Consider the following 18,964-nt stretch of genomic DNA (forward strand, 5'->3'; position numbering starts at 1 on the left):
CAGTCCGCGTCGGCGTGGGGTGACGAAGACTGCACAGATCGTGGATTCCGGCTGCGGTGCGCGGCGGCGTGCGGCGCGGCCGGCCGGAGCAGGGACCGCCCGCCCCCGGGCCGGCCGGCCGTTGGGCACCCCCGAGCCGCAGGGCGCCGGTCGGTCAGCGGATCTGCATCCCGGAGATCGCCCGCGAGATGACGAGTCGCTGGATCTCGGAGGTGCCCTCGAAGATGGTGTAGATCTTGGCGTCCCGGTACCAGCGCTCGACCGGGTGGTCACGCAGGAAGCCGGCTCCGCCGAGCAGTTGCACGGCCTTCTCGGTGACCGACACGGCCGCCTCGCCGGCCTTGAGCTTGGACATCGACCCTTCGCCAGCTGTGAACGGGCGGTTGTTACGGCCCATCCACGAGGCCCGCCAGACCAGCAGCCGCGCCGCGTCGATCTCCATCCGCATGTCGGCCAGCGCGAACGCGACCGCCTGGTTCTCGATGATCGGGCGTCCGAACTGGACCCGGTCCTTCGCGTAGTCGAGCGCGTACTCGTAGGCGGCCCGGGCCACGCCGAGCGCCTGGGCGCCGACTGTGGGTCGGGACAGCTCGAAGGTGCGCATCGCGGCCTGCCCGGTGGCCCGCTGACCGGAGCGGGCCCGGTCCAGGCGTTCCAGCAGGGCGTCCCGTCCGCCGAGCAGGCAGCGTCCGGGTACGCGTACCCCGTCGAGGAAGACGTCGGCGGTGTGGGACGCGCGGAGGCCGAGTTTGCGCAGCTTGCGGGTGGCGGCCAGGCCGGGGGTGCCCGGCGGTACGACGAACGCCGCCTGACCCCGGGAGCCGAGCGCGGGGTCGACGGAGGCGGTGACCACGTGCACTCCGGCGATTCCGCCGTTCGTGGCGTACGCCTTCTGACCGGTGAGCACCCACTCGTCGGTGGCCTCGTCGTAGACGGCCCGGGTGCGCATCGCGCCGACGTCGGAGCCGGCTTCCGGCTCGCTGGTGCAGAAGGCGGCGACGGCCGGCGAGTCGACGTCGCCGAAGCACTGCGGCACCCATTCGACCATCTGGTCGGGGGTGCCGGCGCCGTAGATGGCGGCGACGGCGAGTGAGGTGCCGAAGATGCTCAGGCCGATGCCGGCGTCACCCCAGAAGAGTTCCTCGCTGGCGATCGGAAGGGAGAGCCCGGTCGGGTCGGCCCAGCAGGTGGCGAGGAACTCGAAGCCGTAGAGGCCGACCTTGGCGGCTTCCTGGATCACCGGCCACGGGGTGTCCTCGCGCTCGTCCCACTCGGCGGCGGCCGGGCGCACGACCTCGGCGGCGAAGCCGTGCACCCAGTCGCGTAGATCCCGCTGTTCCTCGTTCAGGTCGAGCGAGAACTCAGCCATGTCAGGCCTTGGGGATGTCGAACAGGTTGGCGATGTTGGCGGCGAGGCCCAGGTCGCCCTTCGCCTTCAACTTGCCGGTCATGAACATCATCACCGGGTTGGCGCCACCGGAGACGATCTTCAGGAACTCGACCGGGCCCATGGTGAGGCTCAGCTTCGGGTCGTGCTGCGGGGTCTGGTTCACGACGCAGGTGCCGTCGGCGATGACCACCTCGTAGGTGTCGCTGCCGCCGTCGGGACGACCGGTGATGACCCAGTGGATGACCGCGTTGGTGGAACCGGCCCGGTCCGCGCGGAACAGCGACGGCATCCGACCGAACACCTCGCCCAGGACCTTGTCCCGCATGTCACCGGACATCACCTGGGCGATCTTGTCGTCCGGGGTGGACTTGACCAGCTGGGCGAACTCCTTGGGGCCGACGTTCGCGAAGGTGGCCGGGTCGAAGTCAGTCATCAGGTGCGCCTTCCGGAAGATTGGCTACTCGCGCGTAACCCTACGCACGAGTAGGTATGCTCGCAAGGTGTCCAGCGTCCCCGCATTCAAGCGCCTGCCTCGCGCCGTCCGCGAGCAGCAGATGCTCGACGCGGCCGTCAAGGTCTTCTCCCGACGTGGCTTCCACGCCGCCAGCATGGACGAGATCGCCGAGGACGCCGGCATCTCCAAACCCATGGTGTACGCGTACCTCGGCACCAAGGAGGAGCTCTTCGTCGCCTGTCTGCACCGGGAGGGCACCCGGATGATGCAGGCCATCGCCGGGGCGGCGGCTCCCGACCTGCCGGCCGACGAGCGGCTCTGGCGCGGGCTGCGGGCGTTCTTCGGCTTCGTGGGCGCGCACCGCGACGGCTGGGCGGTGCTCTACCGGCAGGCCCGGGGTGAGCAGCCGTTCGCTGGCGAGTTGGCCACCATGCGGGCCCGGCTGGTCGAGGTGGTCGCCGGGATGCTCGACCACGCCCTGCGCGCCGAAGGCCGGGAGATCGCCGCCGTCGACCTGGAGGTCGTCGCGTACGCACTGGTCGGCGCGACCGAGTCGCTTGCCGACTGGCTCGCGGACCACCCGGAGGCCGACCCGGAGAAGACCGCCACCCGGATGATGAACGTGGCCTGGCTCGGTGCCGCCCAACTGCTGCACGGCGTCGTCTGGCGCCCGGCCGCCGACTGACCGCCCCGAGGTCAGCGCCCGGCCCCGGCAGCCCCCCCGAGGTCAGCGCACCGGCACTCGGCGCACCGGTTCGGTCGCCGACGCCGACCCCGTGGATCGGCGACGCCGGCCCAGCCAGCGAACCACCTCGACGATGGTGGTCACGCCCAGCGCGAGGCCCAGACCAAGCAGGAGACCGCGCAGCGGGTCCTGCTCGAAGGCCATTCCGCCGAGGTAGCCCACCAGCCCGGAGTAGAGACCCCACGAGCCGGCAGCGAGGGCGTCGAAGGCCAGGAACCGCCGTCGGGGATAGCGCACAGCGCCCATGGTGAGAGTGACCGCCGTCCGGCCGCCCGGCACATAACGGGCCACGGTGAGGATGAGGCCGCCCCGGGTGGCGATCCCTCGACGGGCCCACTCGATGGCGGCCCTGCGCCGGCCCTCGGCTGGCAGCCGGTCGAGTAGCCGGGTGCCACCGCCCCGACCGATGGCGTACGAGATGTGATCGCCGATCAGTGCTCCGCTCGCGGCCACCAGGATCACCGCAGGAAGGTACGGCGCACCGGAGGCCGCGAACACCCCTGCGGTGATCACCGCCGTCTCGCTCGGTACCACCGGGAAGAAGCCGTCGAGCACCGCGATCGCGAAGATCGCCAGGTACACCCAGGGCGAGGACATCGTGTCGTGCAGCAGGTCGAGCAGATCCATGATCCTGATGCTGGTCGGGGCGGCGGCTCCCGACATCGGCCAGTGGTCAGGCGGGCGGCACTACTTAGGTAGCGGCCGGCCCGGACTGCGCATAGGGGTCATCCCCCACCTCACCCGGGTACGGCGTTGCGAGGCGCCCCCATCCGTCGGCTGCGCTCTAGGCTCGCTGCGTGGCCTCCAGCGCCGTCGCCCCCCGGCGGGTCGTCCATCGGTACGCCCCGCTGCTGCTCGCCGTCCTGGTCGCCGTGGCCGTGTGGGCCAGCGCGACCGGTGACATCGGGGTCCGCTCGCCGCTGCCGAGCGCTGTCGTGCTGCTGATCGCACTGGGCTCGGCGTGGGCCGCCGCCACGATCCGGTCCCGCCGCTGGCCGTTGTTCCTGGCCGCGGCGGTCGGCTGGTTGGTGCTCGCCGCGGCGGCGGCCGGGGTGCTGGCCTCGTACCAGGCTGGTCTGCGGTTGCGCGGTCGCCAACTCGCCGGCTACCTCGCCGGTGTGGCAGTGGTGCTGACCGGCGGGGTGCTGGTCGGGCTGGCGGTGGGTGGCGTACGCCGGATCACCACCGCCAGCACCGGCAACGTGCTGCTTCTCGCCGCCTGCCTGGTGGGGCTTCCGCTGGTCTTCGGTCTCTGGGTGCGGGCCCGTCAGGACACGCTCGCCGCTCTGCGGGACCGGGCCGAGCGGCTGGAACGCGAGCAGGAGGCCCGCGCCGACCGGATCCGGGCCGAGGAACGGACCCGGATCGCCCGGGAGATGCACGACGTGGTGGCACACCGGGTCTCGTTGATGGTGGTGCACGCCGGGGCGCTGGAGGTGACAGCCGTCGACCCGGCGACCGTCGAGGCCGCCGCGCTGATCCGGACCACCGGCCGGCAGGCGCTCACCGACCTGCGCGAGGTGCTGGGTGTGCTGCGCCAGGCAGACCCTGCCGTGACGCCGGAGCGAGGGCTCGACACGTTGGACGAGTTGATCGGGGAGTCCCGCGCCGCCGGTCTGCGGGTGTCCCGGCAGGACGAAGGTGTGCCGACGGCACTTCCGGCGACGCTGGGCCGTACCGCGTACCGGGTGGTCCGTGAGGCGTTGACCAACGTGCGTAAGCACGCGGCCGACGCCGAGACGACTGTCTGCCTGCGCTACCTGCCCGACGGGCTGGAGGTGCTGATCCGCAACGGCCCGTCCGAGGGCGGGTCGGGGCTGCCGGGTGCCGGGCAGGGGCTGCTCGGGCTGCGTGAGCGGGTGGAGCTGCTCGGCGGCCGGTTGGAGGCAGCTCCCGTGGACGGCGGCTTCCTGGTCCGGGCCCTGATCCCGCTGGCGGGTGCGGCGTGATCCGGGTGGTGGTGGTCGACGACGAGCAGCTTGTTCGGGCCGGGCTGCGGCTGATCCTTGAGGCGGCTGAGGACATCACTGTCGTCGGCGAGGCGGCCGACGGCGTCGGCGCGCTGGATCAGGCCCAGCGGTTACGCCCCGACGTGGTACTGCTCGACGTGCGGATGCCGGGCGTCGACGGGCTGACCGTCGCGCCCGCGGTGGTCGCCGTCGGCCCGAAGGTGATCATGTTGACCACCTTCGACCTCGACGAGTACGTGCACCGGGCGCTGCGGGCCGGGGCTGTCGGCTTCCTGCTCAAGGACACCCCGCCCCGCGAGTTGGCCGCCGCCGTTCGGACGGTGGCCGCCGGCAACGCGATGCTCGCCCCGACGGTGACCCGCCGCCTGATCAGCTCGTTCGCCGAGCGTGGTCCGGCCCGCCGGGACGCGGCCCGTGAGCGGCTCGCACCGCTGACCGGGCGGGAGCTGGCGATCGTCCGGGAGGTGGCGCGCGGGCACGGCAACGCGGAGATCGCCCGGCGGCTGACGATGAGCGAGGCCACCGTCAAGGCACACGTCAGCCGGGCGCTGGCGAAACTCCACGCGGGGAACCGGGTGCAGCTGGCCATCCTGGTGCACGACGCCGACCTGCTGTGACGGGTGTCAGGTCGAGCCGGCCCGGTCGGTGGTGGCGGCGGCGCGGCGGCGGGCCCGGTGGCGCAGCCAACGGACGCCCTCGATGCCCAGCGTGACGATCACCGACAGGCCGATCCCGGCGAGGACACCCTTGACGGGGTGCCGTTCGAAGGCCAGCCCACCGAAGTAGCCGAGCAGCCCGCAGTACAGGGCCCAGGTGACCGCCGCTATCGCGTCGTACAGCAGGAACGACCGGCGGGGATAGCGCACCGCGCCCATGGTGAGGGTGACGGCGGTCCGCCCGCCCGGCAGATACCGGGAGGTGGTCAGGATCAGCCCGCCGCGCCGGTTCAGCGCGCGCCGGGCCCACTCCGAGCTGGCTCGTCGGCGGCTGCCGTCGGGAAACCCGGCGAGGCGTCTCGCGCCGCCACCGCGCCCGATGGCGTACGAGACGTGGTCACCGGCGCAGGCGCCCACCGCAGCGGCGGCGACAACCGCCGCCAGCTTGGGATTTCCGCTGGTGGAGAGCACGGCGGCGGTGATGACGGCCGCCTCGCCGGGTACGGCCGGGAAGAACGCGTCGACCGCCGTGAGCCCGAAGATCAGCAGGTACACCCACGGTGAGGTGACCAGCTGTCGGAGCAGGTCGAGCGCGGAATCCATTCCCCCATGCTCGCCGGGTGCGACCCGCCCGGTGGCCGAAGCCGCGGGATAACCCCACCTCTCCCCGCGCCGATCTTGCACTTTGGGCGCTAACCAATCCCTGCAAAAGCCGCAGAACAACAACCGAAAGTGCAAGATCGACGGGTTGCGGCGGGGCGGGGTGGGGTGGGGTGGGTGGGTCAGACCGAGTGAACCAGCGCCGGTGGGGTGAGCAGCGGGCCGTGTGAGGTCTTGTCGTCGGCGGTGGGGCCGTGCGAGGTCAGCACCACCGGTGCGTCCAGCTCCGCGCCGACCGCCTCGGCCCAGTCCGTCGGCGGGTCGTCGTACACCGGGCGGGAGCGCAGTAGGCGGGCGGTGAGCGCGGCCTGCCGGTCCAGGTCGCCGGGCGGGCCCGGGGTGAGCCGCTCGGTGGTGTCGTAGCGGCGGCAGATCCGCAGGTCGGGGCCGGCCAGGTCGAGGTGGGTCACTGCCAGGCCGTCGACGCCGCCGGCCGCGGCGAGGGCGTACCGGTGGGCGACCGCGTCGAAGTGGCCGAACCGGAACCGGCCCTGCCACGGGTTCGTGGCGTTGTGCCGGTCGGTGAACGGCATGCTCGGGTCCTCGGTCACCAACGGACCGTGCCCGTGCCGGGTGGTGACCACCCGGAGCACCCCGATCCGGGTCACGTCGCCGGGCCGGCCCGCCTCGGCGAGGAGGCTGTCGACGTTGGCGAACGTGGTGGTGCTCCACGTCGTGTACGGGTGGAAGCCGTGCCACTCGTCGAGCAGCACCCCCTGCGCACCCTCGAAGACGCAGGTCCCGGTGCGCAGCGCCAGGGCCAGCCAGCTCCCGTCGACGATCGCGACCCGCCCGGCGAAGCCGGTGAACGCGGGCAGGCAGTCGTCGACCGGTGGCGCGTCCAGCGGGCCCAGCTCGGCTGTCAGCCGGTCCCGCAGTGTGGTCAGCCTGCGGCGCAGCAGTGCCGGGCTGTGGCAGTCGGCGACCCGGGGCGCGTCGTCGGGGTGGGCGAGACCGTACGCGACGGCCTCGCCCACCCCCAGCCCGCAGGAGCCGTGCCGGTCGGCTCCCCGGGCGATCTCGCGGGCCCGGTTGGCGGCCCGGTGGTACGGGGTGGCGAGCAGCGCGTCCCCGTCGACTGTCAGCCGGTCGAGCGCGTCGGGCACCCCGACAGTGGCGAGGTGGTCGGCCTCGGCGGCCAACGCCAGCGGGTCCACCACCACGTGCCGGGACAGGTGCGTACGCACACCGGGATGGAAGGTGCCGGCGCCGAACTGTGCGAACGTGTGGTGCCGCCCGTCGCGCAGCACGACGTTGTGTGCCGCCTGCGCGCCCCCGTTGAAGCGGACCACGGTGTGCACTCCACGGGTGGCGCAGAGCCAGTCCACGACAGTGCCCTTGCCGGCGTCGCCGTAGCCGAGGTCGACCACCGCCACGTGGTTCACAGCCGGGTCACCCCGCTGGCCGTGTCGGTGAACGTCGGCAGCGTCGACACCTCGGCCCGCCGTTCCCGGCCGAGGCGGGCCAGCGCCTTCGACACGGTCCCGGTGGCGCCGGAGCCGGCGCGGTCCAGGTCGCGTAGGCCCTCGTCCAGGTTGATGGCCTGTTCGCCGAGGCCGATGGTGAGCGCGATGGTCTCGCAGACCGCGTCGAGGTCGTCGAGCACCACGGCGTTCTGCCCGAACAGGTCCCGCCAGAAGTCGAGCACCTTCGCGTTGCCGGCGTAGTGGCTGCCGGCGGGGAGCAGGTAGTAGGTGTCCCAGCGGCGGGTCACCTCGTCGACCACCTGCCGCAGCGGCACGTCCTCGGAGAGGTCGTCCCCGATCAGGCCGGCCACCTCCCGGGCCTTCACCCGCTGGTACGCCAGCTCGTCGCCGATGATGAACAGGTAACCGCGCCGGCCGCGCTTCTCCCAGTTGTCGGTGACGGTGTGCCGGGCCATGAAGTACATGGCCAGTTCGTACGACTCGCTCATCTGCCCGCCGCCACCGCCTTCGAGCACGATCCGGCCGAGGTCGTCATCCATCCGGTTGTCCGACTCGAACTGGCCCACCTGCAACGGCACCCGGTCGCAGGTGGCGTCGCCGATGGCACCGAACATGATCTGCGGGTCGCTGGCGTAGCCCTGCCGTTGCAGCAGCCCGAGCAGTTGCGGCAGCTTGGTCTGCAGGACCCGCGGCACGGTGCGCATCGAGCCGGTCACGTCGAAGAGCACCGCGACGGGCGTCGACCGGGGGTGCTCGTCGGAGTCGCGGCTCTCCCGGGTCGTGTCCCTGGGGTCGAGCGCGGGGTGCACGGTGCGCGCCCCGCTGTCGCTGTAGGAGAAGGCGCTCCTGCCGGTGGACCGGCGGTAGCGGTCGGCGGCGTCGTACACGTCGGTGGACCAGATTCCACTGCCCATGACAGCTCCTTAGGGGGTGAGGATGAAGGGTCGGAAGGTGCGTGGCCCGTAGAGCCGGTCCAGCACCTGGTCGAGCTCGCGCAGCAGGCGCCAGGCGTCGTCGGGCCGGGCGTCCACTGACCGTTGCCGGCAGCCCTGTGCGAAGGTGTGCAGCTCGCGGGGGGCGCGCGGCCCCATCAGCCAGCTCATGCAGTGGCTGGCCATCGCGATGTCGGTGCCCGGGCCGCACCGCTGCTTCTTGGTGACTTCCTCCGGGTCCCAGCCGTGGCCGGGTACGACCGCCGGGATCGTGCTCCCGACGGCAGCGGAGAAACACCAGTCGATCAGCACCACGCCGTGGGCGTCCGGCTCGATCAGCACGTGTCGGGGCACTACCGCGCCGTGCACCACGCCCGCCCGGTGGGCCAGGCCGAGCACCACCAGCAGCCGCCGCCACATCCAGGCGACGTCCCGGGCGTCCAGCCCGTCGGGGTACGCGCGCCGCACCTCCTCAAGGTCGTGCAGGCCGGGTGCGGTGGCGAGCACGTTGATCCGTCGTTCCGCTCCGGTGCTGGCGTCGCGGTGCCTGAACTCGTCGACCAGCCGGGGCACGTACGGCAGGTAGCGCGGGTCGCCGCGCTCGGCGATGGTGCGCAGGGCGTGCGCCTCGCGGGCCATCAGGTCGTTGTCGGTGGGCCGTCGGGGGAGCTTCAGCAGCCGGTCGTCGCCGACGTCGTAGAGGTCGGCCAGGTCACCCGAGTGGGCCGGCGCGCCGAGCCGGTAGTCGCCGAGGACTGTGGTCTGCCGTGCCTGCCACCGGGTGGTGACGTGGATGAACGCGTCGAGGGCTTCGGCGCGTACCGCCGAGTTGGTCGGCAGGCGGTCGGGGTGCAGGGCCGCTACCAGCTCGCGGTAGCGGTGGGCCGGCTGGTCGGCGCCGAACAGGTCCGCGTCGGTGCGGGCGGCCGCGACCAGGCGGATGGCCTCCGTGGCCCTCACCGCATCGTCTCCTCGCGGGCGGGGCGCAGCAGCGCCGGGTGCAGCAGGTGGGCGTCGCCGGCCCGGTAGAGCCGGGCGCGCGGGCCGCCGCGGGCACCGCCGCGCTCGGTGCTGGCACCGGTGCTCTCCACGAAGCCCGGCACGGAGAGCACCTTGCGGTGGAAGTTGCCGGCGTGCAGCGGGTGCCCCCAGACCGTCTCGTAGACGGCGCGCAGTTCGCTGATCGTGAACTCGGCGGCGAGGAAGCGGGTGGCGAGCGGGGTGTACTCCAGCTTGGAGCGGGCCCGTTCCAACGCGTCGTCGATGATCCGGCCGTGGTCGAAGGCGAGCTGCCGGCTGGTCAACGCGGTCACCGGGAGCCAGATCGCCTCGTCGGCGTCGCTGCCGGCGGCCGGGTCCGGCAGGTCGGGGGCGAACGCGAGGTGGGCGATCGAGACGACCCGCATGCGCGGGTCACGGTCGGGAGCGCCGTAGCTGCCCAACTGCTCCAGGTGTACGCGGCGCAGCGCCTCGCCGCCGAGCCCGGTCTCCTCGGCCAGCTCCCGTCGGGCGCCAGGCGTCAGGTCCTCGTCGGGGAGGACGAAGCCTCCGGGCAGCGCCCAGTGCCCCGCGAAGGGTGCCTCGCCCCGCCGGATCAGCAGCAGGTGCAGTGCGCCGTCGCGGATGGTCAGCGCCACCACGTCGACTGTCACCGCGACCGACGGATAGGCCCGGGGGTCGTACGCGGCCAGGAACTCCTGCTCGTTCATCGCGTCTCTCTCACTCTGAGAACATCTCGCTGTGAGAGCAACTTAGCGCAGAAGTGCGCGCCTGCCAAGGGCAGGACCAACTCAGCGCACGAGACGGTGCGGTGCGCTCAGCGCACGACGCCCGTCAGGTGGGGTCGGCCCCGCGGGTCGTGCAGGGCGAACCCGCCGTCCGGCAGGAGCGCGAAGCTCACGGTGCTCGGCAGCGGCACGGGCAGCTTGAAGGCGACCTCGACCGTGTACGCGTCCGGCAGCCGGGCCTCCAGCGCGGCCAGGCAGCGCGCCTTGCTCCACATGCCGTGCGCGATCGGCCGGTGGAAGCCGAACAGCCGCGCCCCGAGCCGCGAGGTGTGGATCGGGTTGTGATCGCCGGAGACCCGCGCGTACTCCGCACCGATGCGCGGTTCCACAGGCCAGCGGGCGGTGGCAGCCGGTGCCGCGGGACGTTCGCCGGGCTCGCGTCCGCCCGGCTTGCGCTCCCGACCGAGGTACGTCGAGACGCCGCGCCACACCTCCGTCCCGTCGACCGAGCCGACCAGCACCACGTCCACCTGCCGTCCCCGGTCGTGGGGGCGCAGGTTCTCCGCGTACGTGGTGAAGTCGATCGTCTCGTCGGCGGTGATCGGGCGGTGCGCGGTGATCCGGTTGCCGACGTGCACCAGGCCGATCAGCGGGAGGGGGAAGTCCGGCGCTGTCATCAGGCGCAGGGTCAGCGGAAAGCCCATGACGTGGGGAAACGTCGCGGGCAGCCGGTCGGTTAGCCGGAACCCGCAGACCCGGTCGTAGTCGGCCAACGTCGCCCGGTCGACGCTCACCCCGGCCACCGCCAACTCGACCGCCGGCAGGTCGGGCCCGCGCCGCCCACCGCCCAGGCCCGGAAGCGCACCGAGCAACGCCCGTCGGTGCAGCGCCCCGACCGCCGGCATCCGGTGCAACTCGACCCGGCTGCGGCTGTCCGACTCCGGCCCCGCCCCCATCACGCCCCCAGCAGACTCTGGCCGCAGACCCGGACCACGTTTCCGCTGACCGCGCCGCTGGCCGGCCAGGCCAGCCAGCCGATCGTCTCGGCCACGTCCACCGGCAACCCGCCCTGGGCCAGGCTGTTCATCCGCCGGCCCGCCTCGCGAACCACCAGCGGGATGCGCGCGGTCAGCCGGGTCTCGATGAATCCGGGGGCCACCGCGTTGACGCTGATCCCGCGCTCCCGCAGGGCCGGCGCGAGTGAGTCCACCAGCCCGATCACGCCGGCCTTGCTGGTGGCGTAGTTGGTCTGCCCCCGGTTGCCGGCGATCCCGGCGATCGACGAGACCGAGATGATCCGCCCGCCGGCCGGAATCAGCTCCCGCTCCAGCAGCACGTCGTTGATCCGCTCCTGGCTGGAGAGGTTGACGTCGATCACCTGGTCCCACCGGTCGGCGTCCATCCGGCCGAGCGTCTTGTCCCGGGTGATGCCGGCGTTGTGCACCACCACGTCGACCCGGCCGTGCCGGCTGGCCAGGTGCTCGGCGAGTCGGGTCGGCGCGTCCGGCGCGGTCAGGTCGAGTTGGACGGCGGTGCCGCCGATGTCGTTCGCCACCGCCGCGAGCGCGTCACCGGCGGCCGGAATGTCGAGGGCCACGACCTGCGCGCCGTCGCGGGCGAGCACCTTCGCCAGCGCCGCACCGATGCCCCGCGCGGCGCCAGTGACCAGCACCACCTGCCCGTCCAGCGGGCGGTCCCAGTCGGCCGGGACGCTCGCCGCGCCGCCGCCGACCCGGATGACCTGCCCCGACACGTACGCGGACCGGCCGGACAGCAGGAACCGGAGTGTCGATTCGAGGCTCGTGCGGGTGCCGGCGTCGCTGGCGTCGCGGGTCACGTAGACGAGTTGCGCCGTAGTGCCCCGGCCGAACTCCTTGCCGATGCTGCGGACCAGCCCTTCGAGGGCGCGCTGGGCGGTCGCCTCGCGGGGTGTCGGGCACTCCTGCGGCGGGGTGCCCAGCACGATCACCCGGCCGCTGGGCAGCACCGCCCGGGCCTGCGGGTGGAAGAAGTCGTAGAGCTGGCGCAGCTCGGTGGAGTCGGTGATGCCGGTGGCGTCGAAGAGCAGCGCCCCGTACCGCTGCGGGGTGTCGCCGTGCGAACGGGCCGGCGGCGCATCCTGCGCCCATTCGGCGGGGGCGGCCGGGTCGGCCAGCTCGACCCCGGCGGCGGTCAGGATCTTGGCAACCGGCTCGGCGAGCCGGCCGCCGGTGGACGCGCCGAGCAGGGCCGGGCCGGCCAGCAGCGGGTCGCCGGGATGGTGCCGGCGCAGTCGGGGCGGGTCGGGCAGCCCGAGGCGCTTGACCAGCGCGCGGCCGGCGGCCGATTGGACGAAGCTCGCGTACCTGTCGGTCATGGGCGTAGCCTACTGGCGAGTAGGGTTCGAGCAACACATGTCGAGGAGGCGGATCGTGCAGAGCATCCGGCGGGTCGCGGTCATCGGGGGCAACCGCATCCCCTTCGCCCGCTCCAATTCCCGCTACGCGGACGCATCGAACGCGGACCTGCTCGGCGCGGCGCTCGACGGCCTGATCGCCCGCTACGGGCTCGCCGGGCAGCGCATCGGCGAGGTGGTCACCGGGGCGGTGCTCAAACACTCCCGCGACTTCAACCTCACCCGCGAGGTGGTCCTCGGCTCCCGACTCGACCCACACACCCCGGCGTACGACATCCAGCAGGCCTGCGGCACCGGCCTGGAGGCGACCATCCTGGTCGCCAACAAGATCGCCCTCGGTCAGCTCGACGTGGGCATCGCCGGCGGTGTCGACACCACCTCCGACGCCCCGCTCGCCGTCAACGAGGACATGCGCCGCACGCTGCTCAAGCTCAACTCGGCCCGTACGCTGGGCGAACGGCTCAAGATCGCGGCGAAGCTGCGCCCGTCTCAGCCGTTCAAGCCGGAGATCCCGCGCAACGCCGAGCCGCGTACCGGCCTGTCCATGGGCGACCACGCCGCCCGGACCGCAGTGCGCTGGCAGATCGACCGGCGCTCCCAGGACGAGTTGGCGCTGCGCTCACACCAGCGCCTCGCCGCCGCGTACGACAGGGGTTTCTTCGACGACCTGATGACGCCGTACCTGGGGCTCACCCGGGATGCGAACCTGCGCCCGGACAGCACCCTGGAGAAGCTCGCCTCGCTGAAACCGGTCTTCGGCACCCGTGGCCCGGACGCCGAGCACGCCACCATGACTGCCGGCAACTCGTCACCCCTCACCGACGGCGCGTCCACTGTGCTGCTGGCCAGCGAGGAGTGGGCGGCGGCGCACCACCTGCCCGTGCTCGCCTGGTTCAGCTGGTCGGAGACGGCGGCGGTGGACTTCGTGCACGGCGACGAGGGGTTGCTGATGGCACCCGCGTACGCGGTGCCCCGGATGCTGGCCCGTGCCGGGCTGACGTTGCAGGACTTCGACTACTACGAAATTCACGAGGCGTTCGCGTCGCAGGTGCTGGCCACCCTCGCCGCCTGGGAGTCGCCGGAGTTCGCCAAGGACCGGCTGGGCCTGGACGCCCCGCTGGGCGCGATCGACACCGACCGGCTCAACGTCAACGGTTCGTCGCTGGCCGCCGGGCACCCGTTCGCCGCCACCGGTGGCCGGATCGTGGCGACCCTGGCCAAGCTGCTGGCCGAGCGGGGCAGCGGGCGTGGACTGATTTCCATCTGCGCCGCCGGTGGTCAGGGCGTGACGGCCATCCTGGAGCGCTGAGCGGAGTGTGCAAGGCGACGCCCGCCGGACCCGAAGGTCCCGGCGGGCGTCGATAGTGCGGTTGGGACTCAGCCGAGGGTGAACTTCTCCCAGGTGCTGACGACCGGGCCGTTGGCGATCAGTGGCTTGCTGCCCGCGCCGTCGGCGCTGACGTACTTGTTGTTGATGCCGGCCTTGAAGCTGACAGTGCCGTCGCTGTTGCGGACCATTGTGAACCGCTCCCAGGTGCTGGCGGTCGCCGCGCCCGCAATCAGCGGCTTGGCGCCAGCGCCGTCGGCGGACACGTAACGGTTGTTGACACGGGCGAGGAGGCCGACCTGCCCGTTGCCGAGATCCACCACGTCGAACCGCTCCCAGAGGCTGACCGCCGGGCCGTTGGCGATCAGTGGCTTGCTGCCCGCGCCGTCGGCGCTGACGTAGCGGCCGTTGACCCGCGCCTTCAACGTCCGGTTGGCGTCGGTGGCCTTGACCTGGTGGAACTTCTCCCAGGTGCCGATCGTCGGTCGGGTGGCGGCCAGCGGCACGGCGCCGCTGGGATCGGCGGTGACGTACAGGCCGTTGTCGGCCTTGAGGCTGACGCTGCCGTCGCTGTTCCGGTTGATGTTGAACCGCTCCGGAGCGTCCACGACCTGGCTCATGGCGTGCAGCGAGTCCGGGCCGCCGCTGTAGGTCCGGCTGACGTACCGCCCCGTGACGTAAGAAAAGAGTGCGACCTGGCCACCGCCTGCGTCGGTGAGGTCGAACTGCGTGGCGAGGCCGAACTCGGGCCTGCTCGGCACGAGACCGGTAGGCGTGCCGTACCCGTCGACGTAGCGGCGGTTGGCGAGAGCGAGGAGACCCACCGTCGCGGTCCGTCGCAGGACGCTGACCCGCTGGGTGCTGGTGTTCGTCCGACCGTCGGTTCCGGTCACCTCGACGCTGAGGCTGTAGGTGCCCGGTTTGGCGTACGTGTGCGAGGCCACCGGCGTGCTCTGGGTGACCCCGGACCCGTCACCGAACTCGAACCGGTAGGACTTGATCGGATGGAAGCCTGGCTTCGACGCGGAGGCGTCCAGCTTCACCGAGAGCGCTCCGAGATCGATGCTGACGCCGAACGACGCTGCCGGCGGCCTGATGGTCTCCACCGCGCCACGGTCGGCGTAGGTGGTCGGGCCGGCACCGGTGTTCGCCACGGCCGGGTCGTCCATGCGCGGGGTGCCGATGCGGTCGAGTGCCGGGAACCCGGGGGCCGCGGAGTTCGCCGAGTCGATGTCGTCTCGTGGTTGTCCCGTCTCCCGGTCGTGTGCGGCCTGCCCGGACGCGGCCCGGAAACCGGCGAGGCTCATCCGGGTGTTCAAGGCGTAAATCTGCGGGGAGTCGCTGTAGTAGTGGTGGGCGTTGTTGTAGTCGACCTTGGTCTTTCCGACGGCCCCGCCGTAGACCCCGATCTCGACACCGTCGAGAAAGGCCGGGTCGCAGTAGCCCTGGCTGAAGAAGCCGTTCGTGGTGAGAACGTTGTTCTGCACGGAGACGCCGGGCGAAGTTCCGTCGACCCGGATCCCGTCGCGGCAGCGGTTGCGGATCGTGTTGTTGGTGATCGCCGTGTTGGCGGCACCGTTGTTGTGCACGCCGTGGCCGGGGCCACCGTCGATCTGGTTGTTGGCCACCACAGTGTCGACCGCGCCCACCCCGATGGCGACTGCCGCTGCGGTGAAACCGCTGACCTTGCTGTCGAGGATGCTGACTCTCGGCCCGTCGACCCGAACGCCGACGCCGTCGGAGGGTGTCCGGTACCCGGCGCTGCTCAATACGTTCACGGATCTGACCAGCACGTCGCTGCTCGCGGCGTCGATGATGATTCCAGCGTTCAGGGTCGGCCCGCTGGCGTTGATCTGCTTCAATGTCGACCTGGTGACACCGGCCAACCGGACGGCGGGCGCGGTCGAGGAGGTGTCCATCGCGAAGTTGCCGCCCTGGATGGTGATCCGCGAGGAGTTGCGCAGGTCGAGGCCGGGCAGCACGCTGGTCGACCCAATGGTGCGCAGATTCTTGAGTACGACATCGTGCTGGCCGTCGATCACGAAGCCGGCGGTCGCGCCGATCAGAGTTGCCACGCCACTGGCGAAGAAGGTGACCGGTTGCTCGGGCGTGCCGGACGTGGGGATCGTGACGCGTTCCCGGTAGTTGCCGCTGCCGACGTCCACCGACTGGCCGGCCGTGACCACCGCAGCCGCGGCACCGATGGTGCAGAACGGCTGCGTCAACGTGCCCGGGAACTGGTCGGAGCAGCCGGTGGCGGGGTTCTGCCGGACGTAGAGCGTCGTCGGAGCGTCCGCCTGGGCCGGCACGATGGTGCCCACCAGGGCACCACCGGTCAGCACGACGGTCGCGAGACCGGAAAGGAGGGATTTGCCCATGCTTTGCCTCGGGGATGAGGAGGAGCCGGCGGTCGCCGGGAGTCAGATAAAGGTGATCATGCATCACCGGCCGATTGAGGCGCTGACCGCAGTGACAAAACGGCCACTCCGCCGGTGTGTGCAAGGCGACGCCCGCCGGACTTGAGGGTTCCGGCGGGCGTCGACAGTGCGGTAGGGCTCAGCCGAGGGTGAACTTCTCCCAGGTGCTGACGACCGGGCCGCTGGCGATCAGTGGCTTGCTGCCCGCGCCGTCGGCGCTGACGTACTTGTTGTTGATGCCGGCCTTGAAGCTGACGGTGCCGTCGCTGTTGCGGACCATTGTGAACCGCTCCCAGGTGCTGGCCGTCGGTGCGTTCGCGATCAGCGGCTTGCTGCCTGCGCCGTCGGCGGACACGAAGTGGTTGTTGACGCGGGTGAGGAGCCCAACCTGCCCGTTGCCGAGATCCACCACGTCGAACCGCTCCCAACTGCTAGCTGTCGCCGCGCTCGCGATCAACGGCTTGGTTCCCGCGCCGTCGGCGCTGACGAAGCGACCGTTGACCAGGGCCTTCAGGGACCGGTTCGCGTCCGGTACGACGACCAGGAGGAACTTCTCCCAGGTGCCGATGGTGGGCCGGCTGGCGCTCATCGCAAGGGCGCCGCTGGAATCGGCTGTCACGTACTGGCTGGTGACGGGGGCCTGGAGGCTGATGGTGCCGTCGCTGTTTCGCACCAGCGTGAACATCTCGCGTACGTCCACGACCATGCTGTCCGCTGTCAACGTGGCGAGGTCGAACTGGGAGACGGCGACGTAGCGCCCGGCCGTCCGGGAGAAGAGGGCGACCCTGCCGTTGCCGGCGTCTGCCAGGTCGAACTGCGCGATCGTAGTCGGTTCGGCCTGGTTCGGTCGAAGCCCGAAGCCGCTCTGGTAACTCACGTAGCGGCGGTTGGACAGGGCGCGCAAACCAACGGTCCCGGTCGGCCGCAGCACGGTGATCAGCCTGTTGTGGGCCGCCGACCGACCGTCAGTGCCAGTGACAGTGACGGTGATCTGGTAGCGGTCCGGGTTCGCGTAGGTGTGCGAGGCGATCGGGCTCGTCTGGGTGACGACGCTGCCGTCGCCGAACGAGAACGAGTAGGACGCGATCGGGTTGAGGCCGGGGGTGGAGGCGGACGCGTCCACGGTCACCGACTGCGCCTGGAGATTCAGGACGACGTCGAACGACACCACCGGGGCGCGGACGGTCTCCACGGCACCACGGTCGGCGTAGGGGACCGGACCGGCACCGGTGTTCGGCATGCTCGGGTCGTCGATGCGCGGCGAGCCGGCGCGGTCGAGGGTCGGGTAGCCGGGGGCGGCCGAGTTTGCCGAGTCGATGTTGTACCCGGCCTGCCCCGTCTCGCGGTCGTGCGCGGCCTGGCCGGAGGCGGCCCGGAACGCGACGAGGCTCATCCGGGTGTTCCAGGCGTAGATCTGCGGGGAGTTGCCGTAGTAGTGGTGGGCGTTGTTGTAGTCGACCACAGTCTTCCCGACGGCCCCGCCGTAGACGCCGATCTCGACACCGTCGAGGAACGCCGGGTCGCAGTAGCCCTGACTGAAGAAGCCGTTCGTGAACAGCACGTTGTTCTGCACTGAGACGCCGGACGAAGCTCCGTCGACCCGAATTCCGTCGCGGCAGCGGTCCTTGATGGTGTTGTTGGCGATCGCCGTGCCGGTGCCACCGTTGTTGTGCACCCCGTGACCGCGACCACCATCGATCTGGTTGTTGGCCACCACCGTGTCGACCGCGCCCACCCCGATGGCGACTGCCGCTCCGGTGAAGCCGCTGACCCTGCTGTCGAGGATGCTGACTCGCGGGCCGTCGACCTGAACGCCGACGCTGCCGGTGGGTGTCTGGTACGCGGTGCTGCTGGACACGTTCGCGGATTTGATCAGCACGTCGCTGCTCGCGGCGTCGATGGTGACCCCGGCGGTCAGCGTCGACCCGCTGACGGTGAACCGTCTCAGTGTGGACGTGGTGACGCCGACCAACTGGACCGCGGGTGCGGTCGAGGAGGTGTCCATCGCGAAGGTGCCGCCCTCGATGGTGATCCGCGAGGAGTTGCGCAGGTCGAGGCCGGGAAGCGCGCTTGCCGACCCGTTGGCGCGGAGATTCTGGAGTACGACATCGTGCTGACCGTCGATCACGAAGCCGGCCGTCGCGCCGATCAGGGTCGCCCCGGAACTGGCGAAGAAGGTGACCGGCTGCTCAGGAGTGCCGGACGTGGGGATCGTGACGCGCTCTCGGTAGTTACCGCCGCCGACGTCCACCGACTGGCCGGCCGTGACCACTGCGGCGGCGGCGCTGATGGTGCAGAACGGCTGCGCCAAGGTCCCCGGGAACTGGTCGGAGCAACCGGTGGCGGAGTTCTGCCGGACGTAGAGCGTCGTCGGAGCGTCCGCCTGGGCGGGCAGCGCGGTGCCCACCAGAGCACCACCGGTCAGTACGACGGTCGCCAAGGCGGCGAAGAAGGATTTACGCATGCTGGCCTCGAAGATGAGGAGGATCCGGCGACGCCGGGAGTCAGATACGGGTGATCTTCCATGATCGACAGGCGAGGCGCTGACCCGGGTGACAAAACGGCCACCTGCCTCGTTGTGGTCTTGGTCGCGGCGTTGACTGTGCCCCCGCACGGCGACGCCCGCCGGACCCGAGGGTCTGGCGGGCGTCGACAGTGCGGTAGGGGCTCAGCCGAGGGTGAACCTCTCCCAGGAGCTGATGACCGGGCCGTTGGCGATCAGTGGCTTGCTGCCCGCGCCGTCGGCGCTGACGTACTTGTTGTTGACGGCGGCCTTGAAGCTGACAGTGCCGTCGCTGTTGCGGACCATTGTGAACCGCTCCCAGGTGCTGGCGGTCGCCGCGCCCGCAATCAGCGGCTTGGCG

Annotated in this window: 16 protein-coding genes and 1 pseudogene; 4 read left to right on the forward strand and 13 right to left on the reverse strand. The window is 71.4% G+C overall.

The features are described from left to right. Positions 1 to 154: 154 nt before the first annotated feature. Positions 155 to 1,369, reverse strand: a complete 1,215-nt coding sequence (locus tag AB0B98_RS05190; protein ID WP_357361043.1) for an acyl-CoA dehydrogenase family protein — start codon at positions 1,367 to 1,369, stop codon at positions 155 to 157. A gap of 1 nt (position 1,370) precedes the next feature. Next, the gene (locus AB0B98_RS05195) at positions 1,371 to 1,823 is read right to left on the reverse strand and encodes an SCP2 sterol-binding domain-containing protein (RefSeq protein WP_357361045.1); all 453 of its coding nucleotides are present in this window, start codon (positions 1,821 to 1,823) and stop codon (positions 1,371 to 1,373) included. 67 nt (positions 1,824 to 1,890) lie between these two features. On the opposite strand from AB0B98_RS05195, the gene AB0B98_RS05200 reads away from it, so the two are divergent. After that, on the forward strand, positions 1,891 to 2,529 hold the full coding sequence (locus AB0B98_RS05200; RefSeq protein WP_238672746.1) for a TetR/AcrR family transcriptional regulator: 639 nt from the start codon (positions 1,891 to 1,893) through the stop codon (positions 2,527 to 2,529). A gap of 42 nt (positions 2,530 to 2,571) precedes the next feature. On the opposite strand, the gene AB0B98_RS05205 is transcribed toward AB0B98_RS05200, so the two are convergent. Continuing rightward, positions 2,572 to 3,219 (reverse strand): DedA family protein, encoded by a 648-nt coding sequence (locus tag AB0B98_RS05205; RefSeq protein ID WP_357361136.1) that lies wholly within the window; start codon positions 3,217 to 3,219, stop codon positions 2,572 to 2,574. Positions 3,220 to 3,386: 167 nt separating this feature from the next. Between AB0B98_RS05205 and AB0B98_RS05210 the strand changes: the two genes are divergently transcribed. Both AB0B98_RS05210 and AB0B98_RS05215 read left to right on the forward strand, forming a co-directional pair. Further along, positions 3,387 to 4,538 carry a histidine kinase gene (locus AB0B98_RS05210; RefSeq protein ID WP_238672747.1) on the forward strand — a complete coding sequence of 384 codons (1,152 nt, stop codon included), beginning with the start codon at positions 3,387 to 3,389 and terminating at the stop codon, positions 4,536 to 4,538. Then, positions 4,535 to 5,176, forward strand: a complete 642-nt coding sequence (locus AB0B98_RS05215; protein WP_357361047.1) for a response regulator transcription factor — start codon at positions 4,535 to 4,537, stop codon at positions 5,174 to 5,176. The genes AB0B98_RS05210 and AB0B98_RS05215 overlap by 4 nt, the downstream gene beginning before the upstream one ends. A 6-nt stretch (positions 5,177 to 5,182) precedes the next feature. Here the strand turns inward: AB0B98_RS05215 and AB0B98_RS05220 are convergent, their stop codons facing one another. The 7 genes from AB0B98_RS05220 to AB0B98_RS05250 form a co-directional block, all read right to left on the reverse strand. Continuing rightward, positions 5,183 to 5,818: a DedA family protein gene (locus AB0B98_RS05220; protein WP_238672749.1), complete on the reverse strand. Its 636-nt coding sequence runs from the start codon at positions 5,816 to 5,818 to the stop codon at positions 5,183 to 5,185. Positions 5,819 to 5,997: 179 nt separating this feature from the next. Continuing rightward, positions 5,998 to 7,260, reverse strand: a complete 1,263-nt coding sequence (locus tag AB0B98_RS05225; RefSeq protein ID WP_357361049.1) for an adenylosuccinate synthetase — start codon at positions 7,258 to 7,260, stop codon at positions 5,998 to 6,000. Then, positions 7,257 to 8,216, reverse strand: coding sequence for a hypothetical protein (locus tag AB0B98_RS05230; RefSeq protein WP_357361051.1), 960 nt, complete (start codon positions 8,214 to 8,216; stop codon positions 7,257 to 7,259). Before AB0B98_RS05230 ends, AB0B98_RS05225 begins: the two co-directional genes overlap by 4 nt. Positions 8,217 to 8,225: 9 nt before the next feature. Further along, on the reverse strand, positions 8,226 to 9,194 hold the full coding sequence (locus AB0B98_RS05235; RefSeq protein ID WP_357361053.1) for a serine/threonine protein kinase: 969 nt from the start codon (positions 9,192 to 9,194) through the stop codon (positions 8,226 to 8,228). Next, positions 9,191 to 9,943, reverse strand: coding sequence for an NUDIX domain-containing protein (locus AB0B98_RS05240; protein ID WP_357361055.1), 753 nt, complete (start codon positions 9,941 to 9,943; stop codon positions 9,191 to 9,193). The genes AB0B98_RS05235 and AB0B98_RS05240 overlap by 4 nt, the downstream gene beginning before the upstream one ends. Positions 9,944 to 10,050: 107 nt before the next feature. Further along, complete coding sequence (locus AB0B98_RS05245) at positions 10,051 to 10,917, reverse strand: MaoC/PaaZ C-terminal domain-containing protein (RefSeq protein WP_357361138.1); 867 nt, start codon at positions 10,915 to 10,917, stop codon at positions 10,051 to 10,053. Continuing rightward, entirely contained in the window at positions 10,917 to 12,317 is a 1,401-nt protein-coding gene (locus tag AB0B98_RS05250) for a 3-oxoacyl-ACP reductase (protein ID WP_357361057.1), read from the reverse strand. Before AB0B98_RS05250 ends, AB0B98_RS05245 begins: the two co-directional genes overlap by 1 nt. Before the next feature lie 55 nt (positions 12,318 to 12,372). Between AB0B98_RS05250 and AB0B98_RS05255 the strand changes: the two genes are divergently transcribed. Further along, entirely contained in the window at positions 12,373 to 13,665 is a 1,293-nt protein-coding gene (locus AB0B98_RS05255; RefSeq protein WP_357361059.1) for an acetyl-CoA C-acetyltransferase, read from the forward strand. A gap of 68 nt (positions 13,666 to 13,733) precedes the next feature. Here AB0B98_RS05255 and AB0B98_RS05260 read toward each other — a convergent pair whose 3' ends face one another. The 3 genes and pseudogenes from AB0B98_RS05260 to AB0B98_RS05270 all read right to left on the reverse strand — a co-directional run. After that, a complete protein-coding gene (locus tag AB0B98_RS05260) occupies positions 13,734 to 16,061 on the reverse strand; it encodes a PKD domain-containing protein (protein WP_357361061.1) in 2,328 nt (775 codons plus the stop codon). A 178-nt stretch (positions 16,062 to 16,239) separates the two neighbouring features. After that, complete coding sequence (locus tag AB0B98_RS05265) at positions 16,240 to 18,564, reverse strand: PKD domain-containing protein (RefSeq protein WP_357361063.1); 2,325 nt, start codon at positions 18,562 to 18,564, stop codon at positions 16,240 to 16,242. A gap of 204 nt (positions 18,565 to 18,768) precedes the next feature. Further along, positions 18,769 to 18,964: pseudogene (locus tag AB0B98_RS05270) on the reverse strand (glycosyl hydrolase); the annotation flags it as partial.

It is taken from the genome of Micromonospora sp. NPDC048947 (assembly GCF_040649495.1).
Classification (GTDB): Bacteria; Actinomycetota; Actinomycetes; order Mycobacteriales; family Micromonosporaceae; genus Micromonospora; species Micromonospora alfalfae.

Coding starts and splice junctions, on each gene's coding strand:
- AB0B98_RS05195 (WP_357361045.1), bottom strand. CDS start 1,823: ATGACTGACTTCGACCCGGCCACCTTCGCGAACGTCGGCCCCAAGGAG.
- AB0B98_RS05260 (WP_357361061.1), bottom strand. CDS start 16,061: ATGGGCAAATCCCTCCTTTCCGGTCTCGCGACCGTCGTGCTGACCGGT.
- AB0B98_RS05230 (WP_357361051.1), bottom strand. CDS start 8,216: ATGGGCAGTGGAATCTGGTCCACCGACGTGTACGACGCCGCCGACCGC.
- AB0B98_RS05190 (WP_357361043.1), bottom strand. CDS start 1,369: ATGGCTGAGTTCTCGCTCGACCTGAACGAGGAACAGCGGGATCTACGC.
- AB0B98_RS05220 (WP_238672749.1), bottom strand. CDS start 5,818: ATGGATTCCGCGCTCGACCTGCTCCGACAGCTGGTCACCTCACCGTGG.
- AB0B98_RS05250 (WP_357361057.1), bottom strand. CDS start 12,317: ATGACCGACAGGTACGCGAGCTTCGTCCAATCGGCCGCCGGCCGCGCG.
- AB0B98_RS05240 (WP_357361055.1), bottom strand. CDS start 9,943: ATGAACGAGCAGGAGTTCCTGGCCGCGTACGACCCCCGGGCCTATCCG.
- AB0B98_RS05245 (WP_357361138.1), bottom strand. CDS start 10,917: ATGGGGGCGGGGCCGGAGTCGGACAGCCGCAGCCGGGTCGAGTTGCAC.
- AB0B98_RS05265 (WP_357361063.1), bottom strand. CDS start 18,564: ATGCGTAAATCCTTCTTCGCCGCCTTGGCGACCGTCGTACTGACCGGT.